This window comes from Peribacillus sp. FSL K6-5616 (genome assembly GCF_038008245.1).
GTDB lineage: Bacteria > Bacillota > Bacilli > Bacillales > DSM-1321 > Peribacillus > Peribacillus frigoritolerans.
In genome coordinates, this window is record NZ_JBBOYT010000001.1 from 4,805,407 (window position 1) to 4,827,451 (window position 22,045).

At 42.0% G+C, this 22,045-nt stretch carries 14 protein-coding genes; 6 read left to right on the forward strand and 8 right to left on the reverse strand.

The annotated features are described in order from the left end of the window. Positions 1–218: 218 nt before the first annotated feature. Positions 219–2,225, reverse strand: coding sequence for a penicillin-binding transpeptidase domain-containing protein (locus MHB45_RS23345; RefSeq protein WP_048681470.1), 2,007 nt, complete (start codon positions 2,223–2,225; stop codon positions 219–221). Between the two features lie 154 nt (positions 2,226–2,379). Further along, positions 2,380–3,816, reverse strand: a complete 1,437-nt coding sequence (locus tag MHB45_RS23350) for a hypothetical protein (RefSeq protein WP_048681468.1) — start codon at positions 3,814–3,816, stop codon at positions 2,380–2,382. A 467-nt stretch (positions 3,817–4,283) separates the two neighbouring features. Between MHB45_RS23350 and MHB45_RS23355 the strand changes: the two genes are divergently transcribed. Further along, positions 4,284–4,427: a hypothetical protein gene (locus MHB45_RS23355; protein ID WP_153246105.1), complete on the forward strand. Its 144-nt coding sequence runs from the start codon at positions 4,284–4,286 to the stop codon at positions 4,425–4,427. A 28-nt stretch (positions 4,428–4,455) separates the two neighbouring features. Here the strand turns inward: MHB45_RS23355 and MHB45_RS23360 are convergent, their stop codons facing one another. Then, entirely contained in the window at positions 4,456–4,773 is a 318-nt protein-coding gene (locus tag MHB45_RS23360; RefSeq protein WP_034315725.1) for a hypothetical protein, read from the reverse strand. Positions 4,774–5,320: 547 nt separating this feature from the next. Here MHB45_RS23360 and MHB45_RS23365 point away from each other — a divergent pair. From MHB45_RS23365 to MHB45_RS23380, 4 genes are all read left to right on the forward strand, one after another. Further along, on the forward strand, positions 5,321–6,214 hold the full coding sequence (locus MHB45_RS23365; protein WP_048681463.1) for a helix-turn-helix domain-containing protein: 894 nt from the start codon (positions 5,321–5,323) through the stop codon (positions 6,212–6,214). A gap of 489 nt (positions 6,215–6,703) precedes the next feature. Continuing rightward, positions 6,704–8,329: a hypothetical protein gene (locus tag MHB45_RS23370; RefSeq protein WP_048681461.1), complete on the forward strand. Its 1,626-nt coding sequence runs from the start codon at positions 6,704–6,706 to the stop codon at positions 8,327–8,329. Further along, the gene (locus MHB45_RS23375; protein WP_048681460.1) at positions 8,322–11,294 is read left to right on the forward strand and encodes a DEAD/DEAH box helicase; all 2,973 of its coding nucleotides are present in this window, start codon (positions 8,322–8,324) and stop codon (positions 11,292–11,294) included. Before MHB45_RS23370 ends, MHB45_RS23375 begins: the two co-directional genes overlap by 8 nt. A gap of 142 nt (positions 11,295–11,436) precedes the next feature. After that, positions 11,437–12,596 (forward strand): IS3 family transposase gene (locus MHB45_RS23380; protein WP_142953046.1). Its coding sequence is split into 2 segments (ribosomal slippage): positions 11,437–11,695 and positions 11,695–12,596, totalling 1,161 coding nucleotides; the frame shifts between segments, so codons are not numbered across the junction. A gap of 115 nt (positions 12,597–12,711) precedes the next feature. On the opposite strand, the gene MHB45_RS23385 is transcribed toward MHB45_RS23380, so the two are convergent. Continuing rightward, positions 12,712–13,320 (reverse strand): LysE/ArgO family amino acid transporter, encoded by a 609-nt coding sequence (locus tag MHB45_RS23385; RefSeq protein WP_048681456.1) that lies wholly within the window; start codon positions 13,318–13,320, stop codon positions 12,712–12,714. Between the two features lie 123 nt (positions 13,321–13,443). Between MHB45_RS23385 and MHB45_RS23390 the strand changes: the two genes are divergently transcribed. Continuing rightward, entirely contained in the window at positions 13,444–14,889 is a 1,446-nt protein-coding gene (locus tag MHB45_RS23390; protein ID WP_253350141.1) for an aminotransferase-like domain-containing protein, read from the forward strand. A gap of 70 nt (positions 14,890–14,959) precedes the next feature. Here the strand turns inward: MHB45_RS23390 and MHB45_RS23395 are convergent, their stop codons facing one another. The 4 genes from MHB45_RS23395 to MHB45_RS23410 all read right to left on the reverse strand — a co-directional run bounded on the left by MHB45_RS23395 (position 14,960) and on the right by MHB45_RS23410 (position 21,956). After that, a complete protein-coding gene (locus tag MHB45_RS23395; protein WP_048681449.1) occupies positions 14,960–15,376 on the reverse strand; it encodes a hypothetical protein in 417 nt (138 codons plus the stop codon). Between the two features lie 715 nt (positions 15,377–16,091). Continuing rightward, positions 16,092–19,829 (reverse strand): S8 family serine peptidase, encoded by a 3,738-nt coding sequence (locus tag MHB45_RS23400; RefSeq protein ID WP_253350143.1) that lies wholly within the window; start codon positions 19,827–19,829, stop codon positions 16,092–16,094. Between the two features lie 207 nt (positions 19,830–20,036). Continuing rightward, positions 20,037–20,939 carry an ABC transporter permease gene (locus tag MHB45_RS23405; RefSeq protein ID WP_048685793.1) on the reverse strand — a complete coding sequence of 301 codons (903 nt, stop codon included), beginning with the start codon at positions 20,937–20,939 and terminating at the stop codon, positions 20,037–20,039. Between the two features lie 12 nt (positions 20,940–20,951). Then, the gene (locus tag MHB45_RS23410; protein ID WP_072273716.1) at positions 20,952–21,956 is read right to left on the reverse strand and encodes an ABC transporter permease; all 1,005 of its coding nucleotides are present in this window, start codon (positions 21,954–21,956) and stop codon (positions 20,952–20,954) included. Positions 21,957–22,045: the final 89 nt, after the last annotated feature.

The following is a 22,045-nucleotide window of genomic DNA, read 5'->3' on the forward strand; positions in this document are numbered from 1 at the left end:
CTGTAAACATCATGATTTCAGGACGTCCCTAGTATACTAGCAAGTTATTGAACTCCCTTTTTACATTCTGTATGCACGACTCATTCTCCTTCAAATCCAGCTTCATTGCCGCCACAAATTAGAATCCACAACCAAAATAAAGCAGGACATGGAAGAAGCCAATGTCCTGCTTTTTAATGTTAAATGCTTGCCCAGTTTAAGGTGGGTGACTTTTTTCTTTACTTCAAATACTTCTTCAACACCGGTTTCATTTGATCGACAACGACATGGCTGCCGCCTCGTCCTTTTACATCTTCCGTCATCCATGCCATGAGAAGTTCCGGGTCTTCTGTGTCCATGGCAACAAACCAGCCGTTTTCTGTTCCGTCCGCGTTTTTGGATGCCTTGATTTCAGCAGTTCCCGTTTTGGCAGCGATTTTGATGCCAAGATCAGCTATTCCATGTCCGCTTCCCTTAGGATGCTCCACTACTTGTGTCAGCATCTTGGTGACCTGATTCGCCTGGTCTGCAGATATCGCATTTTCTTTCCATATTTTCTTTTCTATTTTATCTCCTGTTATTAAGAAAGGTGCAGGAATGTTTCCTTCATTCAAGAAGGCTGAATAGGTCATGGCGAGGTGGAGCGTGCTCATTTGAACTTGCGCTTGACCATATCCAGCATCTGCCAATCTCCCCTCACTGTCGATCTTGCCGATGCTCGATGCTTTGATCGGATAATCATAATTCAAAGACTCATCAAATCCGAAAGCCTTGAGTCCATTCGTGAATTTTTCCTTTCCAAGCCCGAGAGCTTTTTGGGCAAAGTAAATGTTATCTGAATAAATTAATGCCTTTTCCATATCGATCGGAACACCAGGGTCCGAAACCCTTGTAATGGAATGATCTTTCCATGTCGATTTGGCCCACGTTTTCCCTTGGATATTGATCGACCCTTTCGGATCCACACCATTTTTCAAGGCGATCGACGCAGTGAGGGCCTTAATGGTTGAACCAGGTGCATACGTCGAACTGAAACGGTTCAGAAGTGGTTTTTTCGGGTCTTCTTCAAGCGCTTTTTGTTCTGCTTTCGTTATTCCGAAAATATATTTATTAGGATCGAATGACGGACTTGAAACTAGCGCAAGCGTTTCGCCTGTCTTCGGATCAATTGCCGATGCCGATCCAACTTCGTTCTTATATTGCTTGAAAATATCCTTTTGAAGCTCGGCGTCGATGGTCAATGTAATTGTTTCTCCCTCTTCAGCAGGCTTTTCAGCAATCACCTTTTCTTCGCCATCTTCGGTTTTAATGAAGATTTTACCGCCAGGTTTGCCTTTAAGCCGCGCTTCCAACACTTCCTCAAGACCTCGCTTGCCAATAACATCACTTGCGGTATATCCTTTTCCTTTCAATTTCTCCAGATCCTCGGCCGATGCCTCACCGACATATCCGATTAGATGGGCAGTGGCCTCTTTATACGGATATATGCGCTCTTCCGTATTATTGACAGATACCCCGGCAATGCTCAATAGCTTTTCCAAAGTTGCGCTATTATCATTTGACATTTTCTTGATGGGCACGAAATAGCTTGGCTTTACCCATGTTTGTTTTAATTTCTGATTCACTTCGTCAGTGGACATGTTGAGGATTCCAGCGACCTTTTTAACCGTTTCGGATTCGTTGGCCATTTTCTCTGGCACGATTCCCACTTCTGCCACCGTTCCATTCATGGCGAGGCCGCGTTCATTTCGATCGACAATTTCCCCGCGAATGGCTGGATACGTTTCAACCGATACCTTCTCACCAGCTTCCAATTGAGGGAATATGTAGCTCTCATCCCACTTGATGTACCAATTTTCTTCCTCGCCTTCCCCTTCCTTGACAAGTGTCGCTTTATGTTCAGAGCTGACAGCGCCCGCCATAGTGGACATATCAACGGTATATGCAAGGCTTACCTTTTCTCCATCTTTATGATCTTTTTCTTCTTTTGGCTGTTTATAGTCCACCTTTAATTGGTCGGCTTCAATGCCCGTATAGATTTTTTCATAACGCTTCTCAAATTCATCCGCACTGATTTCTTTCCTTGTCTCAGGTGACAGATACTCGTACATCTTCGCAAAATCTTGTTTATTCCAAAGCTTTGTGTATGCCGCAAAGCGCTCTTCCGGACTTGGCTCATCCGAGCAAGCGGCCAGGAACAATACGCTCATCAACAATAAGCTGGAAAATAAAGCTAGTTTCTTCATGATTTCCTCCTAAAGAATAGTTAGAATGATATACCTATAGTTTAGCAAAATATTAGGGAAATGGGGGATTTTGCATGCTGAATTTCTTCACATTTCTAATTAACCATGTTTTTTCTAAAACAAAAGTCCCGTACATCGCGTACAGGACTTTACTTTAAAGCATTCTTTTTTTTCGGCTTTTTTTCTCTTGCAGCCATTTTTTCAGGAAGATGAAGCCGAGGATGGCCGAAATGATGAGTCCGCTTGTCGTTACAATGACAGCTACCCATTCGTATAAGCTGTAATCCATATACGCTTTCCATGGCAATTTCCCTTTCCAATCTTCAATATATAGATTCATTCCGAATATCCCGGAGATCACCGTATAAATCGTTAGTATCTGCAAAAGATAATTACTTCTTTTCCCAGACAGTTTATCCTGATTTTGATAAAGGTAGGAAAGTGTTTCCTTCACTTCACTGTAGAGAGGGGCAATCCTGAAGGTTTCATCCGTTTTTTTGAAAAGCTCTTTACCGATTGCCGTACTATTCACTTCAGTGAATAAGTACTTTGCAGAAAACTGAGTGATCATGAAAATCAGCTGTTCTGTATCCGATTGATCTTTTTCCACATCAATCTGGGAATGTTCATGAGCCAATTTAAGCAGTACGATCTTATAATAGAAGAAAAGCAACAATGTATAAAAATGCTGGCCGTACATTTCGCTTGCCAGTTCTTGTTCCAGTTTACCTGTCGCTTTCGTGACACACGCGAAATGATACATGCTAGTTACATAATAGGTTTCCTTGCCCCACCTGTCATATACCCTTTCTTGATAATACTTTTCTATATAATCAGGGTTTAATGCGCCTATATATGGCTCACCATCATTGTCATACCCGTTCAGCTCACTGATCCGGAATAAATCATTTTTAGAAATATCACGATTATCAGGGAATGCCGTATAACTGATCACATACATTCTTTCATCAATGAAAAAGGGCAAACTCCCAAAATAGGTCGGATCCGCTTGTTCTTCATCCATATATTCCTCAATAGGCGGCAACAGTTCATTGAAGATGAAATCCTTCACTTGTTCATACTGATTTTCCCGGCAGCCAACTTTCGTTTTTTCTTCATCATCAGCAATCGGTTCGAGGATTCTAAATGTATCACCAAAATAGAGCACATCATTATGTGAAAGCCCTTCAGGTAAAGTAACACGAAGATTCATCATGCCGATATGAAATGGGCATATGAAGATATCTATAGAGTTAATAATAAATGGGGTATTTAGATAGGGTGATTCGAAGGTACAATCAATATCCAATTTTTTCGTGAAACGCCGCAAGCCTTCCTTCTGTTTTGCATGACCCGGAAATAAAATCGGCTCGATGTATGGCATGAAGTACTTTTCCAATTTACGGTGTGAAACTTTATGGCCGCCGTAAAATTGATTTTGTTGTTCCATATCTTTCAAGTTCAAAAAAACGAAATTGTCCTCAAGCAATTTTTCAACAAACTTTTCAATCATTTTTCCTTCAAGTGTAAAGGGAAAAATGAACTGCTGGAAAGTTCGCTTCGTGGGATCATTCTTCACTTTCACATCCATAAAATATATTCCTCCGATTAAACTGCTATAAACACAGGTTTAATTCATCTTATTTCTTATATTTACCCATGTATATACAAACAAAACGAAACATAATATAGAAATAAAGTGGACAAATTATCCAAAAAAACAAAAAGATCCCCCAAGCAGCAAGTGCTCGGGGGCCATCGAAAAGAGTTCTTCAACCCTCTTCACTTTAGGGTACTAGAAACTGATGTTTCTAATGAAAAATCCGATATTCGGACCATTTTAGCATTTTTTTAAAGTATGATAAAACACGAAATTCCTCCATATTTAGGCTTTACCACTTATTATCATCTAATTAATCCTTATATGCAGGGATAGACAGATGAAAATATAACTCTAGGAATAATTACGTTATCTTTTTGTTCATTATTCCCTTTATGAGGAAATCACGTTTTAATTAAAAAAAAATGGGTAAATAAAAAATGCAAAGGAGAGACATCATGAAATCCGATAGAAATAAACAACACTTTAAATTTTTTGAAAGAACAAATAACGCTAAACCAAGTGAAAGGAAACAATTGAGCGATTTCATCAAAAAGAAAATGAATGCTCAAAACTCTCATTTAAATGGTAAAAACTCATGACATATGGGATGTCATGAGTTTTTATCGTTTAAAATGCGATTTCATTTCCCTGAAGGTTGTGCTTCACACATTTTTTGATACCGATTACATTCAAAAAGTGTTTAATTTTCTTCATTGAGGTTGCCTGATATTCATCCGCAATGGAAAACTCTTTAATATAGGCGATTTTTTCTTGTACATCTGTATCTATATGATCTTGGCTGTATTCTTTTTCATCTGATTTTTGGCATGTGTACACCACAGCTTCGCCAATATTCCTTGTTGCCTTATCAAAATAAAAAGAAAACACAATGGCACATTCATCATCGTAAAAAGAGGGTTGAACTTTCATATTAATATCAATCATTAACCTTACACCTCTCTCCATTTTGTTATTTACACTATAACAAAATCATTAAAAGGAAATAGGCGTTACAAACTACCCTCACGTTTCTTCCACGCCTACCAAATGAACCTTACACTCCCCATTCATAGATAATTATAACTACAGGAATATGCGCAAAAGAATAATCAACCAAAAATGATAATAAAAAAACATCTTCAATTGAAGATGCTTGAATCAGTTATAGTAAGCTTCATTTACTTATTTATATAAACCTGGAAGTTCTGCGTAAAGGCCTGGTAATTCGCTTGGGACAATAACAAAAGCAGCGATGATAAGAAAAGATACGACTAATGCTTTAGTACTTTTTTTCATAGGTCATTCCTCCTTTTCTTTTAAAAAAATATTGGTTAAAATAGAAATAAATTCTATAGTTATATTTAACCACACTTCTTAAAACCATATATTTCGACTAAAGAATCTATTTAAACCGTTCAGGACCTGTACATACCGCTTTCACCGATTTTTCATAACAAAATATAACTCTAGGCATATTTTAAGGAGAATCAAAATGGATTTTTTTGCAGTTGGACAAAAGATCAAAGAACTACGTAAACAAATCGGGCTTTCCCAGGAAGAGTTGGCAACCGGTATTTGTACACAAGCACAGATCAGTAAGATTGAAAAGGGCGATGTCTATCCATACGCATCCACTCTCTATTTAATTTCCCAACGTTTAGGCGTTGATGTAAACTATTTTTTCGATATTGGAATGACCCCTAGGCTGGATTACGTGGAAGAAGTGATTTATCAATTAAAAATAGCCAGAAGAACCCGAAATTATGAGGAAATGCAGCAAATTGTAAAGGCTGAGGAAAACAGTCCCCTCTTTCTTCAGAATAAAAAGAATCATCAATTGATTCTTTGGCACAAGGGAATATACGAATATGAAAAAAATAAAGATTTAGATAAAGCCATCGATTTCATTAATCAGGCCATAGCCATTACCCATACGACAGACAAAATTTATTCGGAACGGGAGCTTGAAATCTTAAGCAGCCTTGGTGTAATGTATGTAGCCGAAGAACAGTACGAAAATGCATTCGCCTTGTTACGGAAAGCTTTAGATCACTTAAAAGCCCTGCCCTTTTTGACGGATAAAACGCTTAAGACACGTCTATCCTATAATTTCGGCAGAGTGTTAACACGCCTGGTCCGATACGAAGAGTCCATTGCCTGCTGCCAAGATGCCATAAAGTGGTGCCTCGAACATGACCAATTATATGCTTTAGCGGATTTACATTACCATTTAGGGTATAATTTTGAACTAGTAGGTAACTTTGAAGAGGCAAAAGAGTACTTGGAAAAGTCAGCGTTTCTATTCAATTTACAAAAAAATCATACCTTTGTTACATTCATCAACAAAAAGTTGGACAGTTGGAAGAATGAAATGAAAATTAACTAATTTCATATTTTAGAGCCATTCCTGCGGGAATGGCTCTTCCCATTAACAAGAATATGTATAATCTCACACTCATCATTTTCAAAACCTCTATTCTACATTTTAAATTCCAAGCCAAAATGAAGTATAATAAAGAGATGCTTCAAAAAACGCACATTAAAAAAGGGTTCCGGCCCCTCATCACTTAGTTTTGTGAAGCTAATGAGGATGAAGGATTCCTTGCATGTTCATCGTGAATGCCGGTTATTCCTGTTTATATCCGAACCGCTTATATTCAAGCGGATTTTTGACGATATTGACTTTTACAGGGTATTTATGAATATAACGGCAAGAAGCAGTGATTAAATCGAATAGAACGTAAAGAGAACGGCCATGTTCCGGCATTCGATCATATATACACAAAGCCGAGACGGGATTACGAAAAGTTAAGAACTGATGGTTCATGATCATACAAAAATATATAACTAGGGCTGGTCCCTGAAGGAGGAGAGTATGGAGCGGGAGTTGTTGTTAGTTGGGGAGCGGCTGGCGGAATTTTTGGAGGCCGGGGATCCGGAAGATTCGGATGTGGTGAATCAAGGGCTCCAGTTATACCGTCAGGGGCTCGTTGATATTAAAGAAGAAGCGGTGGATACGATTGCGGCTGAGGTACAGGAAGAGACACGATTTAAGGCCAGGCTGAATCTGCTCTCCCCACAAGATGGAAGCTGTACATGTGATTCAAGGTTCATTTGCCGGCATCAAATGGCCGTTTTCTTTTCTGCATATTCCGAACACGCTAGTGTTTCCGAATGGCTGGGCGATTGGAAAGCACCTAAAAACGCCTCAGCCGCCCAAGCACTGCAGCAGGTGAAACCGGCAAGTGAATTACTTAAACAGGCGGCCGGGAGATCCATCACCTTAGATAAAAGCTATCCATCATGGAAGCAATTCGTGAATGATGCCTTTGCGGAACATGTCGAGCCCCATATAGGCGAGGCTACTTACATGATTGAAAATCATATACAAACTTACTTTAAACGCCTTAGCTCAAAAGCTCCAATGGAAAGGGAATGGAAGTTGCTTTATCATTTCGTTACGCAATTTTGCACAATGCAGCAGACACTGAGAATGATTCAGCTGCATAAAAGTGAGACGCAAACGATCAGGGTCTTTTATGCACTTGCCGTCGACCTGGCAGAAGAGCTGCATGAAACGGTACAGCCGCTAAGCAGGCAAGCGCGGCCTTTCGCCTTTGATCCCTTCGTTTTCAGCATCAAGGAAGATGTAGCTAGACTGCTGGATGGAGGTGAAGGCCTCGAATATGAAAAGATCGACCTGTACCGGGAGATATGGAGCTACTTATTCTCCAACTCCTCATGGCGTAAAGAGGAACTTGAACGAATCAATAAAGAACTTCCCGAGAAGTATATGGGCACCACTGAGAGGACGTCCTATATCCTCGCAGCCATTCACCTATCCCTTTTGGAAAACCATGATAAACAAGCGATTGAGCTTCTCCATGAATTGAAGAAGGATGCCTGTCCATACATTTTTTATTGGCTGAATCTCCTGGCTGAATCTGAAAACCGGGCACGGGCCATCCCTTTCATTGAATTCATCAATAATAATGTCCAGGAATTCCTTGCCGGTCTATCCGATTATTATAAACGGGTAGATTTCGTCCGGACCTTTACGACTTTAATTAACAGTTGCTGTTATAAATTAAAACGGACCGATTTGCTTGAGAAATTTTACAGGGCCACCCTTCCGCACAGCTATTGGAACTATGCAAATTTCCTTTTTGAACAAGGACAATACAAAAAATGGGTGGAGATGCATATTTACTCGGAAATCAGCATTGACTTAATCAGCAGTGAATCCATTAAAGAAGTGGTATCAAAAGAACCGGAACTAATCCTGCCCCTTTATTATCATGCGGTCCAGGAAAAAGTTTCTTTGAAAAACCGGCCTGCTTATAAGCAAGCTGTCCGTTATTTGAAAAGGATGCGCACCATCTATAAAAAGAGCAAAAAGGAAGACGTATTCGAACGGTATATACTTTATGTAGCAGATTCGACCAAACGGCTTCGCGCTTTCCAAGAAGAACTAAAAAGGGGTAAGCTTATCGATGTTTAATCCAGGGAAATTAAAAATCAAAATAGCCGCTCTCGAAAACGGAACTTACGCCCTTGGTGTCGTCAATGAAGAGAATACCTTCCTCACCACGAATCATATTCGCAGGCTGTTATTCAACTGGGATGACGCAAGCTTTTATGGAACTAAAATGACTACGGATATAGTGGATGGAAATCAAGTATTCATTCTTGACGCTTGGGGACTTCTCAACTTTTTTGCGAGGGAAAGCTTTAACTCCTTCATAGAATGGGAATGGTCCGAAATATCCTCCCTTTGCCTGTCAGCAGCGCCCGTTCTTCATGAATCCATAGAAGCTGGAATCCCCGTACCGGATTTCACTAATCTTCAATTGGACTCCATCGGCTGGAAACTGCCTGAAGAAGTGGAAGAGGAATTCGTCCCGTCCTTTTGGGAAGAAGAAATATCTTTGGATCTTCCTTCACCTGAACCGGAAACCAACCGAACTTTTATCGAAAAGTGGTATAACGGTGCCGCTAACATGTATTTAAAAAACTATTCACCCATGCAGCATAAATGGAGTGAAGCCGTCGGGGCATTAAAGGATACTCGACTTTCCCCCGAAGAATTACAGGCCTTTTTTGACAAAGATAGCTGGCAGGAATGGCTCGGTACCCTGCCCGACCCAAAACCATTCACTATAGGTCTCCGTTTAACTGAGCCACCTGAGGGTAATGGGCCTTGGATACTCGATGTTACCCTTCGTTCCAAAAGGGATGAGAATATCATTGAAACATATACAGGAAAAAAACTGCCGCGCGGCTGGAACAAGTATGCAAGTGATGTGGTGCGTGCCACGAAACGCTGGCAACTCGTCGTGCCATGGCTTGGGGAGAATGGCCGTCTGAAAAGGGAGATTTCAGAAACGGACGCATGGGAGTTCTTGACCGATGCAAGCGAAAAACTCCTGTTTCTTGGCGTCGAAATTCTCCTTCCATCGTGGTGGCTTGCCTTGAAGGAATCCTCATTGAAGGTCAAGGCGAAAGTGAAGAGCCAATCGAATCGCGGCCCGTCTTATGTAGGGTTAAAAGCTTTGATGGACTTTGATTGGCGATTCTCATTAAATGGCAAAGAGCTCACTGAGGCGGAGTTCGAGGAGCTCGTCAATGAAAAAAGGCGGCTTGTCTTCATCCGCGGCCAATGGGTCAAGCTTGACCCAGCTTTCATTAAACAAATTCAGGAGCTGATGGAAACAGCCAATGAAAAAGGCATCCAACTGACTGACTTGCTGCAGCAGGAACTGTTGAATGGCATAAATGAAGATGGCGATGACGATTCTGAAAACGATGAAATGCTTCGGATTCAGTTTGAATTGAACCAGGAGCTCCGTAAAATGGTGGGAAGGCTCAGGGAAACCAAGAACATATCCGTCCTGCCCGTCCCTAATGCACTTCAAGGAGATTTACGCCCTTATCAAAAACTGGGCATGAGCTGGCTCCTTTTTTTAAGGGAGCATGGTTTTGGTGCTTGTCTAGCCGACGATATGGGACTTGGAAAAACAGTCCAGATGATTGCCTACCTGCTTCATGTGAAAGGCAAAGAAGGAGCTGGTGAAGAGCTGCCCACTGCGCCCAGGGACGAACAAAAGAGTGAACCGATCATCGTCGAAGAGGATAGCGGCACAGAGAGCAGTGATGAGGCTGAGGCCATTGCCACTGCCCCCGAATCCGTCTCTGTTCAATCGGCGCTAATCGTCTGCCCGACATCGGTCCTTGGCAACTGGCAAAAGGAATTGGAAAAATTCGCACCTTCACTTAAAGTTCACCTTCACTATGGATCGAATCGTGCTAAAGGTGAAGCATTTACTAAACTGGCATCCGATCATGATATTGTCTTAACATCATATGGACTGACACACCAAGATGTGGCTGAACTGACCTCGATCCATTGGAGCAGCGTTATCCTTGATGAAGCACAAAACATCAAGAATGCCCAAACGAAGCAATCCAAGGCGGTGCGAAAGCTAAATGGCAGACATCATATCGCCTTATCGGGTACGCCGATGGAAAACCGTTTAAGTGAGCTATGGGCGATTTTCGACTTCATCAACAAAGGTTATCTCGGAACGCTAGGTCAGTTTCAGGAGAAATATGTGGCGACCATTGAGCGTGATGAACAGAAGGATAAAATCAAGGAATTACAGCGTTTGATACAGCCATTTTTGCTTCGCCGTACAAAACGCGATAAAGAAGTCGCTCTTAATCTTCCGGATAAGCAAGAACAAAAGGAATTCGTACCGCTTACCACCGAGCAAGCATCGTTGTATGAACAACTGATTAAAGATACATTCACTGATATCGAACAACTGTCTGCCTTTGAAAGAAAAGGAATCATCCTCCAGATGCTGAATAAGCTAAAGCAACTTTGCAACCATCCAGCTCTTTACTTAAAAGAGACGGAAAAGGAAAACATCATGAAGGCACCTAACCGATCAGGCAAACTCGAGAAGCTGACCGAGCTTATCGATGCGGTCCGCGAACAGGATGAAAGCTGTCTCATTTTCACACAATATATCGGGATGGGCAATATGATTAAAGAATTGCTGGAAAAACGATATGGCTTTGAAGTGCCATTCCTGAATGGGAGTGCGAACAAGAAGCAGCGTGATGAAATGATCACCCGATTCCAAGATGGGGAATTCCCTATTTTCATACTCTCATTGAAAGCAGGCGGCACGGGTCTTAATCTTACAGAAGCAAACCACGTGATTCACTATGATCGCTGGTGGAACCCAGCTGTTGAAAATCAAGCCACCGACCGTGCTTACCGAATTGGTCAACAGCGTTTCGTTCACGTTCATAAGCTAATCTGCACAGGGACCCTGGAAGAAAAAATCGACCAGATGCTTGATAAAAAGCAAGCCTTGAACGACGAAATCATCAGCAGTGATAACTGGATCACCGAACTTTCCACAGAGGAAATCAAGGACTTGGTCGCTCTTCAATAACCTGATTTCACATATGAAGATGATTGAGGACAAAAAAAGGGGAATGCATATAGATATGTGGTATTATCCCCTTCAGGTAGACAGAGAAAAAAGAGAACATGATAAAATGTTCTTAACTGTCAATCTGGAGGGGATTTTTTGTATGGCAAAAAAGGGGCAAACGTTTCAAGCATATACAGAAGAATTAAAGAGAGAAGTAGTTCGTCTGAAGGTGGAGGAAGGTTGGTCATATCGCCAGATTCGTGAGCGTTTTGGTATTAAAAGTGATGCACAGATAGCGAGTTGGGTGAAGAAAGTGCAGAATAACGAGTCTTTTGAAGATCAACGTGGTGTATGGAACCGTAAGAATTTTTCTAGTGTCGAAGAGGAAAATGCCTATCTAAAAGCGCAGGTGGATTATTTAAAAAAGCGCAATCCAAATCTACATGGGAAGGAATGGTCCTGAAAACCGAAAGGTTTCAAATAATCGATGGATTGAGGAAAACGCACCCACTTTCGTGGCTATTAAAAATCGCTGAAGTTTCAAAGGCTGGATACTACAAATGGCGGAAGACACATTCTGCTCGTTCTTTGCGACTTGAGAAAAATCTATGGATAAAAGAACATATTTTAGCCATCCATAAGCTACACCCCTACTACGGATATAAACGGATGACTGGAGCTTTGTCCAGAGAAGGAATCGTTGTAAACCACAAGCGTGTTCGTCGATTGATGAGAGAGTTGGGGGTCCAATCTGTCATTCGGAAGAAACGCCCTTTCTACGGTCGAAGAGGGTCAGTTGTATTTCATAATGTCTTAAATCGTGAATTCTACGCAGAGATGAGGTTTCATAAGTTAGTAACAGATATAACCTATGTACGGATTGGAGACACGTTTGCCTACCTTTCTGCCGTTTTAGATTTGTATAATAATGAAATTGTTGCATGGGAAGTTTCTACACGAAATGATCTTGAATTGGTTCATAATACGCTAAACCAGCTAAGGGACAAGCCGTTTAGCAAAGGGGCTCTCCTACACTCAGATCAAGGATTCCAATATACGACGAAATCATATGAAAATCAGGTGAAGGAACTCGGCATTCGAGGAAGCCACTCTCGTCGTGGCAATTGTCACGACAACGCGTGTATAGAAAGCTTCTTCTCACATTTAAAAACAGAAAAGTTATATTTAAAATGTCCAAAAAATGCAGAGCAAGCTTATCTAGCTATTCAAGAGTATATAGAGTTTTACAATACGGCTCGCTTTCAAGAGAAATTTAACGGCCTTTCCCCAATTGAATATCGAGAAAAGGCCGCAGCTTAAAAAATACTCTTTTTTTATTGTCTACTTGACAGGGTTATGTGCAATGCATTCCCCTTTTTTTTACATAGGCGTCCTGTTATACATGGCATCGTTTGGTTCGAAAACGTTTATTGATTCAAAATAGCGACTTCACCATATAGAGGGCTGTGATCCAAATGATGATTGCAGATATTTTATTTAATATTCCAAGGAATTTTCCAGATGTATCAACCTTTTTCAGCAATCGTCCCGCAAGACATAATCCGTGGAACCAGCACCATGACACAAAGATGCACGTCATGGTGAAAATCATTTTATCTTTTCCTGAATAAACAAGTGAGCTCGAACCGATTACACCTATCGTATCCAGGATTGCATGCGGATTCAGTAATGATACGGATAGAGCAAATACAATTTGTTTTTTTGTCGACATCTGCATGGATTGGACACCTGACTGTGAGTTTGATTTGGCAAACCAAATCTGAAAGCCCATATACAATAAAAATATAACGCCGATTATGATTAATGTAAGTCGCAACCAATCGTATTGCATGACAATCAACGAAACACCTAAAATAGCTAACAGAATGAGCACCGTATCGCAAATTGCAGCCGTGATCGTTGCTGGCAATGCTTTTTTTATTGTAGGTTGGATTGCTCCTTGATTAAAAATGAAAACATTTTGCACTCCCAATGGAAGTATCAGCCCGAATGCCAATAATAATCCATGAAAAAATGGCCCCATATGAATACCCCCTTCCCTCATATTCAGTATACTGAGTAAAACAAAGGAATTGACCCTCCAATTGGTTGGTCTTCAAACCAACCAATTTAAAAGAATATAGAACATGAAAGGAGTGGTTTTCGTATGTTTATCGAATGGAGACCAAACCGGTCTTCCGCGCAATCACTTCACCAACAAATAGTAGATTGGATCAAACAACAAATTACACGGGGGGAATGGCCAGTTGACACTAAGCTTCCATCTCAACGCTCATTGGCCGACTCATTTTGCGTAAACCGAAGTACTATCATCACAGCCATAGATGAGTTGATTGCAGACGGATTATTGGAAACTAAGCTTGGGTCTGGCACTTTCGTTTCCAATAATACATGGAATGTGCTCGTCTCCAGCAAACAGCCCGACTGGAAAAACTACGTCCGGAATGGCCTTCATGAACCTAATTTAAAAACGATTCAGGATATTAATCAGTATGAAACGGACACTGCCATCATCAGATTAGGCACAGGTGAATTATCTCCAGCTCTGTTGCCTACAAAGCAAATCGAAAAGACGTTGCGATCCACTTTCTTTGATGCGCACTCATTAGGATATTCCGAACCCAAGGGTGACAAGAGACTTCGCCAATGTATAAGTGTTTATTTAGAAACAAAAGGGATCAACGCAAGTCCCAGCTCCCTCATGGTCGTTTCTGGCGGGCTCCAGGCACTCCAGTTGATTTCAGTTGGTTTACTTCAAAAGGGATCGATGATTTTACATGAGTCCCCTTCCTATTTAAATTCCGTCCACCCTTTTCAATCTGCGGGCATGCATTTAGTAGGTTTATCAAAACAAGGACATGAAAGTATCCCGACACAAATGAAGCGCATCAATGGGAGGAAGAAAGCGTCACTGTTTTATACTGTCCCAACGTTTAACAATCCAACGAATACTACATGGTCAAAAGAAGAAAGACTTAACCTTCTATCACTATGCAAAAAAGAACAGATCCCGATTATTGAAGATGACGTATATAGTGATTTGTGGTTTGATTCGGAACCGCCGCCGCCATTAAAATCCCTTGATGCAGATGGCCTTGTATTGCACATTGGCAGCATGTCCAAAACTTTAAGCCCAGGATTGCGCATCGGCTGGATTGCTGGCCCCATAACTGTGATTGAACGTTTAGCGGACATTAAAATGCAAATGGATTACGGTTCCAGTGCACTTTCCCAACACCTTGTGGCAGAATGGTTAGCAACTGGTCAATATTCAAAGCATTTAGAATGGCTAAGGCAAGAACTGATGGAACGCAGGGATTTTACATTAACTCTTCTCAATCAATATTTTAAGGGACTGGCCGAATGGCAAATACCTCAAGGCGGATTTTATATATGGCTAAAATTATGTAAACCCATCGTGAATCCAAACCTTTTCAAGCAAGCGATAAAGGAAAACATACTTCTTAATCCGGGATACATATACGAACCAAATAACCATACACATATACGGCTATCATATTCATACGCAACGGAGGAACAATTAGCTTATGGCATCCAAACCCTTTCAAAGATCATTCGGCGGTTGGTTTGACATCTCCAAGGATAGGAAACGCTCATCATGGCGAAACATTAATGGAGCTGCCGTGGCAGCTCCATCCATATCACTTATTGGCAGCTTTAATTTTCACGTTCCGCTCTTTTTGCTGAATGATGAAAAAAGAATGGTGATAGCCATGATTGATCATGATATGATCTAGGATTGCAGTAAGCGCCTCCCCCTTATTCGCCTGATAAGTCTCTGAACTTTCCTCAATGATGATTTTTTCTTGGTGGGGGTCATAATTAATAGATGTTTTAGCACCTCTTTCAAAAAAAGAAAGGGTTACCTCCTGACATAGAGGAAAATCCTGATAGGGTGAATCTGAGCGGGGATCCTTTTCAAAGGGAGAATGGACGTGCTGAAGTGCATCAAAGAAACTCGGTTTTGTAAGATATGACCTTTCGCTTCCTCTCCTTTCGAATTTCACTGTAATTCCAAAACTACTTACTTTATTGCTGGATTTCTTCTTATAATTCATGGATACCCTCCTTTTATTAGGTTCTTTATACCTAATTCTTTTCCCCTATACCATTTACCTGCCAGATAATGAAAATACTTCCTCACTAATAGATTTCCATATTAGCACGGTGAAAACGAAGCAAACCATTTCCAAAATCAGCACGAAAGAATTCAAAATCAGGAAATCTTAGTGCGCAAAAGCAGCCCACTTGGATAAGAGGGCCCATACTGTAGTTGAAGAAAGCGAGTATGCCTACAGTTTTTTTCTTTGAAAACGTTCCGGCTTATTTCAGAAATCCGCTCCCTTTCCGCCGACTGTCTGCCAAGCCTCCTCGACGCAAGCGTCTGTGGGGTCTCGGCTAGCCAGTTATTCGGCAGGAGTGTCGCAAATTTCTTCAATTTAATGAGGTTTCATTCCTTATAAAAAGGTAAAAATTCATGAAGGATAACCAAGATTTCTTTTTATAATCTCGGAGGGTCCATTCCTAACCCCATCTTGTATAAGGAAAAGCGAGTTTTCTTAAAGTTTACTCCTACGGGAATAGAGTGTGAAAGGGAGACCCCACAGGCGCAAAGGAGCGCCGAGAAGGCTTCCCGGACCTCACGCGGAAGGCGAGTGCCCTATCCTATACATTCCAATCAACGTTAGCATTGTACTAACCCTCAAAAGATGCAGGTAAAATCAATTATGTCCACAAAAAACAACCCTCTTGGATAAGAGGGCTGCCTTACGTTTATTTTTTTGCTTTATTGATGTTAAAGGATTTCTTCGATTCATTTCCTGCAAGATCGGTCACCTTAAATTCAATCTTGTTGTTGCCAGTCTTAAGCGGCAGTTCCAAATCCTCTATCTTTTTCTTATAGGAACGCATTTTGTATGGTTCCTTGAATTCATGATAGAATATTTCACTTCCGTTCAGGTAAAGGCGGATTTCATCGAAATTATCTTCTACCGTCACGTCCACTTTTGGATTCTTGCCTTTGAACCCCACAGTTTCCGGTACGCCTTTAACTTTTAAACCTGGCTTTGTTGCATCGACCATTATCGTCCTTTTAAAGGAAACCGTGTTATCCCATTTATCGGTTGCTTTAACCGTGAAGCTTTGGACACCATCTTCGAATTTCTTTTCATATGAGAATTCATATTTTTTATTCGTTTTGTTATACGTTGCAGGTACCGTTTTATTGTCGATTTTAAATTCCTTTATTTCCGACGCTTCTTCAATTTCTCCTGTTATTTTGATTTTATTTTTATTGTTCACGCTCAAGGCTTCAGGACTCTTGATCTTTACAGCTGGTGCATGATTATCGATTGGAGCCGAATCACCGGCCAATTCGGTTTCAGCCGTTTTCTCATTACCTGCATAGTCGATTGCCACAACCTGAACCTTTTCCCCTTTTACATCAGGCAGGGTGAATTGTTTAGCATTCGCCGGGAGCGGCTCTTCCATGATGGATGCTCCATCGACTTGTACATCGTAATAAGCAAGCCCTGAACCATTCAAATTATCCTTACCTTGGATGGTTAATACATTACCTTTTTTCGAAATCTTGACCGTCGGCTTTACCGTATCGATTTTGATTGGCATTTTAACCGTCTGCCATTTTGCACCCTCGTAATCTATCATCGCTTTGATTTCAAAATAATAGACCCCATCCTTAGCGAGTGCATTATTGATTTTACCGTCCCATTTACGGGCCGGATCCAGCGTGTATGCGGTCCCTAGTCCGCCATCATAATAGTCCTTGCGTACATTATTCTCTGTGCGAAGTTTCCGGACTGAATTGTTATCACCATTCAATATATTGTACTCTACCTTTTTCGCATTCCTTAAGAATGATAGGACAGGCACGAAGTCATCCTGTGCACCATCGCCATTTGGGGAAATCGCGATATTTTTGCCATTGAATGTTTTCCCCGCAGGGTCATAGCCAAGATACGTGAAATCTTCACCTGCTGTAGATACTCCTCCTGCCATGCCATAGAAAGATTCTTTGTCATATTTAGTGCCATCCAGGATTGGGGCTTTGTCCCACTCCCCTTTAAATCCTACATACGGTACATTCAGTTCCGGATTCGTATCGGCTGGATCCTTCAATGAAATGAACCCTTCAACAAAATAGCCGTTTGGAAACACCTTGTCAATATCTACAAGAGTCTGAAGGTCATCTCCAAGTACCTTTGCATCGGATATGTCCACTTTCACTTCGAATGTAATCGATTTTTTTGCAGGAACGGTAATCTTATTTGTATTTTTATTATTGATTTTAATCGAAGCGTTCTTAATTTCCTGTGCTTCCAGCTCGTTAGCGGTATAGCCCAGCTGTCCCTGGATTGCATAGTCTGTTTGGATATTTCCTTTTACATCATACTTGACTGCTTTGTTGCTGAAGTTTTCAACCTTTAAAGTAAAGGCGAACTTATTGCCGACCTCCTTCATGGCAACCTTCGATTCTTTCGTGAATGCCTCGGTCACGACAGCAGGTGTGGACAATGCGGATTGCAGCTGCATGACCCCGGCTCCCTGCCTGCGAGGCGAATAAGGGTTTTTCCAGTCAAGGGCTTTATTGACGACCCCCTGATCCGTTAATGGTTTTGATGTATTCATCATTAGGTTCTTCGCTAAATTAGCCCGGGCCGATCCTTCTAATTTAAAGTCTTTATCCACTCTTTCAAGAACCAGTGCCGAGCCGCCGGAAACATGCGGCGCCGCCATTGAAGTACCGCTCATCATTCCATATTCATCATTGTTCATCGTTGAATAAATTTGTCCGCCCGGAGCGGTGATTTCCGGTTTGAAATCCAAGTTCGGCGCGACTCCCCATGAACTGAATGAGCTCATTTTCCCCGCTTCTGGATTTACAGCTTTTGTTTTATCACCATTAAAGGTAATCGTCACCTTTTCCCCATCCGCTAAGGCCGCTTTCAGCTTTGCACCATCCGATTTCAACATGAACAGCTGGGGAATGGTTATGCTTGGATCTGTAGCCATGGAAATATATCCGTCAGCATTATTGTAAATTATGACTCCTGTCGCTCCTGCTGCCTGGGCATTTTGCGCCTTTTCTATAAAAGAAAGCGTGCCGCGCTCGATGAGGGCGAACTTGCCTTTAACATCCACTTTGGAAAGCTCCTCTGGCGTCCCAAGACCAGCAGCCACCAATTCATGTGTTTTATCCTTCAAGGCATTGGGATGTACGCTTGAAGCCGACATGAACGGAGCTTTTCCTGCTTGACCGTTTATTTCATAAGTCGCTGCATCCAAATCCATATAGTTATTCTCTATCGATGCCACTTGTACAGAATCGTAAGCAAGTCCAGGTGAACCTGAAACGCCAATATCCGGGTTCGAGGCTGATGGGTTGGCAAATCCATTTCCAAAGTGTGCCGAGTTTCCTGCTGAAATCGACATGAGGATCCCATTATCAACAGCTCTGGATACAGCCTGCTGCTCCGGATCTTCTGCCGATACAAAGCCTGCAGTGGAGCCAAGGCTCATATTCAGCACATCCGCCCCAAGAATGATGGCATCGTCAATCGCCTTAATATATATATCGCCCCATGTTGTCTGCATGTCGGGATCATTTCCGAAGACCTTTAATGCAAGCAGCTGGGCTTCAGGAGCAACGCCTTTAATGCCGCCATTCTCTTCATCTCCATTGGCTCCGGCCGTACCTGCCACATGCATTCCATGCATGGAGGCCTCTTCACCAAGGTCAAGGATTTCTTCATTTTCATCCATGTAATTGTATCCATAAGGAACCTTGGCCGTATAGTAATTGCCTAATAGATGGCTGGATTCCTTCATCGCGCTGATTTCACTTTCAGTCAGTTCAGCCTTATTCTCGTCGTTCAGGACCATATCACGGTGAGATGGGTCGATTCCAGTATCAATAATCCCGACGACCATCCCTTCCCCTTTATATCCATATTCCCGCCATGCTTCCTGGGCTTGGACAAGCTCTTTGCTATATAGCATTTCGGGTTTTTCTGCAGGACGTTCATATTCATTCGCTATATGTACTTCAGCAACTTCAGGCATGGCTTCCACCTTTTTGATCTCACCATACTGAAGTTCACCGCTGAATCCATTGACGACTGTCGTAAAACTTTCAAGTTCCTTGAAAGCTATTTTTTTCTCTTTCACCTTTTTTTTCAATTTCTTCTGAGTAGCTAGCTTTTCAGACTTTAATTGTTGTTTCTTATTTTTCGATAATTGTTTAAAAAGCTTCCCTTCTTTCGAAGCGGTTTCTATTGCCGGGGCTTCCTTCATCTCTACGATGACCCTGACCTTCTCATTGCTTTTGTATTTCTTCCCCAAGTCATTTTTCTTCAGCTTTATAATACTCTCCTGATTCTTCTTACCTGCACCGCCCGAGCCTGTCGGGGGATCTGGGAGCTTGGCTGCGGAAACGCTTGCAGTAAATACTAATAGAAAGATTGCTAGAATGGACAAGCTACGTTTGATCAATGAACTTTCCTCCTCTAAAATAAGCAATTTTTGGAATATTCTTACTGAGTATAAAAGTATCACAACTTTTGGGGTGATTTTAAGGGGTAATAGTCACTATTTTCCTATTTAGAACTAGGATTTTTTTATTATTTTTCATATTTTGCTAGATTTACAAGATAAACGGCAAAAAGATGGTGATGTTAAACTAACATCACCCTTTTACTTCTAGTTTTTCATTCTTGGATCCAAGGCATCGCGCAGTCCATCCCCCATTAGGTTAAAGCCGAGTACCGTAAGCATGATCGCAAGCCCAGGGAAGAGAACCGTCCATGGTGCTTGAATGATGAACGCCCTGGAATCGGCGAGCATTTTTCCCCACTCTGGTGCTGGCGGCTGTGCACCGAGACCGAGAAAGCCGAGCGCTGCACACTCAATGATGGCAGTTGCAATCGCCAAGGTACCTTGAACGATAATCGGTGCAAGGCTATTCGGAAGGACGTGGTGAAGGAGAATGCGGCCATCACCCATTCCAATTGCCTTTGCAGCCGTTACATATTCCTCTTCTTTCACCGTTAAGACCCGTGACCGTAAAAGCCGGCCGAATATCGGGACATTGACGATGGCGATGGCAATAAGTGCGTTGCGAAGGGAGGGCCCCAAAACGGCAACGACAGCAATGGCAAGCAAGATACTAGGAAAGGCCAGAATAATATCAAAGATCCTCGATATGATCGTATCTATCCACCTGCCGTAATAACCGGCAATGATCCCCAAAAAAGACCCAACCACAACAGATCCGGCAACAGATAAGAAGCCGACCCCTATTGAAATGCGCGAGCCATAAATGACCCTGCTCAAAATATCCCGGCCAAATTCATCCGTTCCGAACCAATGCTCCGCAGACGGGGCCAAATGTTTATCACTTAGCTTTTGCCCATCAAATGAATAAGGTGCTATAACGGGCGCGAAGATGGCGATTAAGATGAAAAATGAAACAATCCCCAGACCCACGATCGCTACCTTGTTTTTCCTAAAGCTTTTCCAGCCTTCCTTCCAGGGAGAGATGACTTTTTCCTCTGCCTCTTTTGGAGGAAGGATTGGCGGAGTATTCGTTGCTATTTCAGGCATGAGTTTCCCTCCCTATTTATACTTAATCCTAGGATCGATCGCTGCGTACAACAAGTCCACAACTAGATTAATCATGACAAACAAAAAGGCGATGACGAGAATTCCGGACTGTATCACCGGATAATCCCGAGATAGGATTGCATCATAAATATATGTACCGATACCTGGCCATCCAAAAATGTTTTCCGTTAATATGGCGCCGCCTAAAAGTAATCCTGTCTGCAGACCGATAACCGTCACCACTGGAATCAAGGCATTCTTAAAGGAATGCTTGTAAACAACCCAAAACATTTTCATTCCTTTAGCACGAGCCGTACGAATGAAATCCGATCTCATGACTTCCAGCATGGACGAACGTGTCATCCTTGCAATAATCGCCATCGGAATGGTAGCAAGCGCTAACCCTGGCAAAATGAGATGCTTGATCACCTCGAAAAACTGATCAACCCTGCCAGCCATGAGTGTATCTATCAAATAAAGGCCGGTTATGGCCTCAACGGGATCCCTGATATTGTCCCGCCCTGTCGTCGGAAGTAAATCCCACTGAATTGAAATGATGTATTGCTCCATTAATCCCAGCCAGAAAATAGGCATGGACAAACCAATCAACGCAATCACCATGGCGACATAATCAAACCATGAGTTTTGAAACCAAGCTGATACTATCCCTGCATTCACGCCTATGATCACGGCGATGATCATCGCGATCAAGGCCAATTCTATCGTGGCCATTAAGTATGGTCCAATTTCTTCAGAAACCGGACTATTCGTTTTTAACGAAACTCCCAGGTCCCCCTTTAACAGGCCTGATAAGTAATCCCAAAATTGAATGAACCAAGGTTTATCCAGGCCAAGTTCCTTTGTCATCGCAGCGACTGCCTCTTCCGTTGCTTGCTGCCCTAAAATCACCTGTGCTGGATTTCCAGGAATCGCCCGTATCATCATGAACACAATAAACGCCATTCCGAGTAACACCGGAATGAGAGATCCTAAACGTCGTACGGTATAGGAAAACAAAACAATCACCCGCCTTTTAAATAAGGGGCCTTCGAAGCGCCCTCGATCATTTTGAAATGCATTCCATAACAAAACCGGGAAGCATGCAA

Coding starts and splice junctions, on each gene's coding strand:
- MHB45_RS23395 (WP_048681449.1), bottom strand. CDS start 15,376: ATGAATTATAAGAAGAAATCCAGCAATAAAGTAAGTAGTTTTGGAATT.
- MHB45_RS23345 (WP_048681470.1), bottom strand. CDS start 2,225: ATGAAGAAACTAGCTTTATTTTCCAGCTTATTGTTGATGAGCGTATTG.
- MHB45_RS23390 (WP_253350141.1), top strand. CDS start 13,444: ATGTTTATCGAATGGAGACCAAACCGGTCTTCCGCGCAATCACTTCAC.
- MHB45_RS23365 (WP_048681463.1), top strand. CDS start 5,321: ATGGATTTTTTTGCAGTTGGACAAAAGATCAAAGAACTACGTAAACAA.
- MHB45_RS23360 (WP_034315725.1), bottom strand. CDS start 4,773: ATGATTGATATTAATATGAAAGTTCAACCCTCTTTTTACGATGATGAA.
- MHB45_RS23350 (WP_048681468.1), bottom strand. CDS start 3,816: ATGGATGTGAAAGTGAAGAATGATCCCACGAAGCGAACTTTCCAGCAG.
- MHB45_RS23375 (WP_048681460.1), top strand. CDS start 8,322: ATGTTTAATCCAGGGAAATTAAAAATCAAAATAGCCGCTCTCGAAAAC.
- MHB45_RS23385 (WP_048681456.1), bottom strand. CDS start 13,320: ATGGGGCCATTTTTTCATGGATTATTATTGGCATTCGGGCTGATACTT.
- MHB45_RS23370 (WP_048681461.1), top strand. CDS start 6,704: ATGGAGCGGGAGTTGTTGTTAGTTGGGGAGCGGCTGGCGGAATTTTTG.
- MHB45_RS23405 (WP_048685793.1), bottom strand. CDS start 20,939: ATGCCTGAAATAGCAACGAATACTCCGCCAATCCTTCCTCCAAAAGAG.
- MHB45_RS23355 (WP_153246105.1), top strand. CDS start 4,284: ATGAAATCCGATAGAAATAAACAACACTTTAAATTTTTTGAAAGAACA.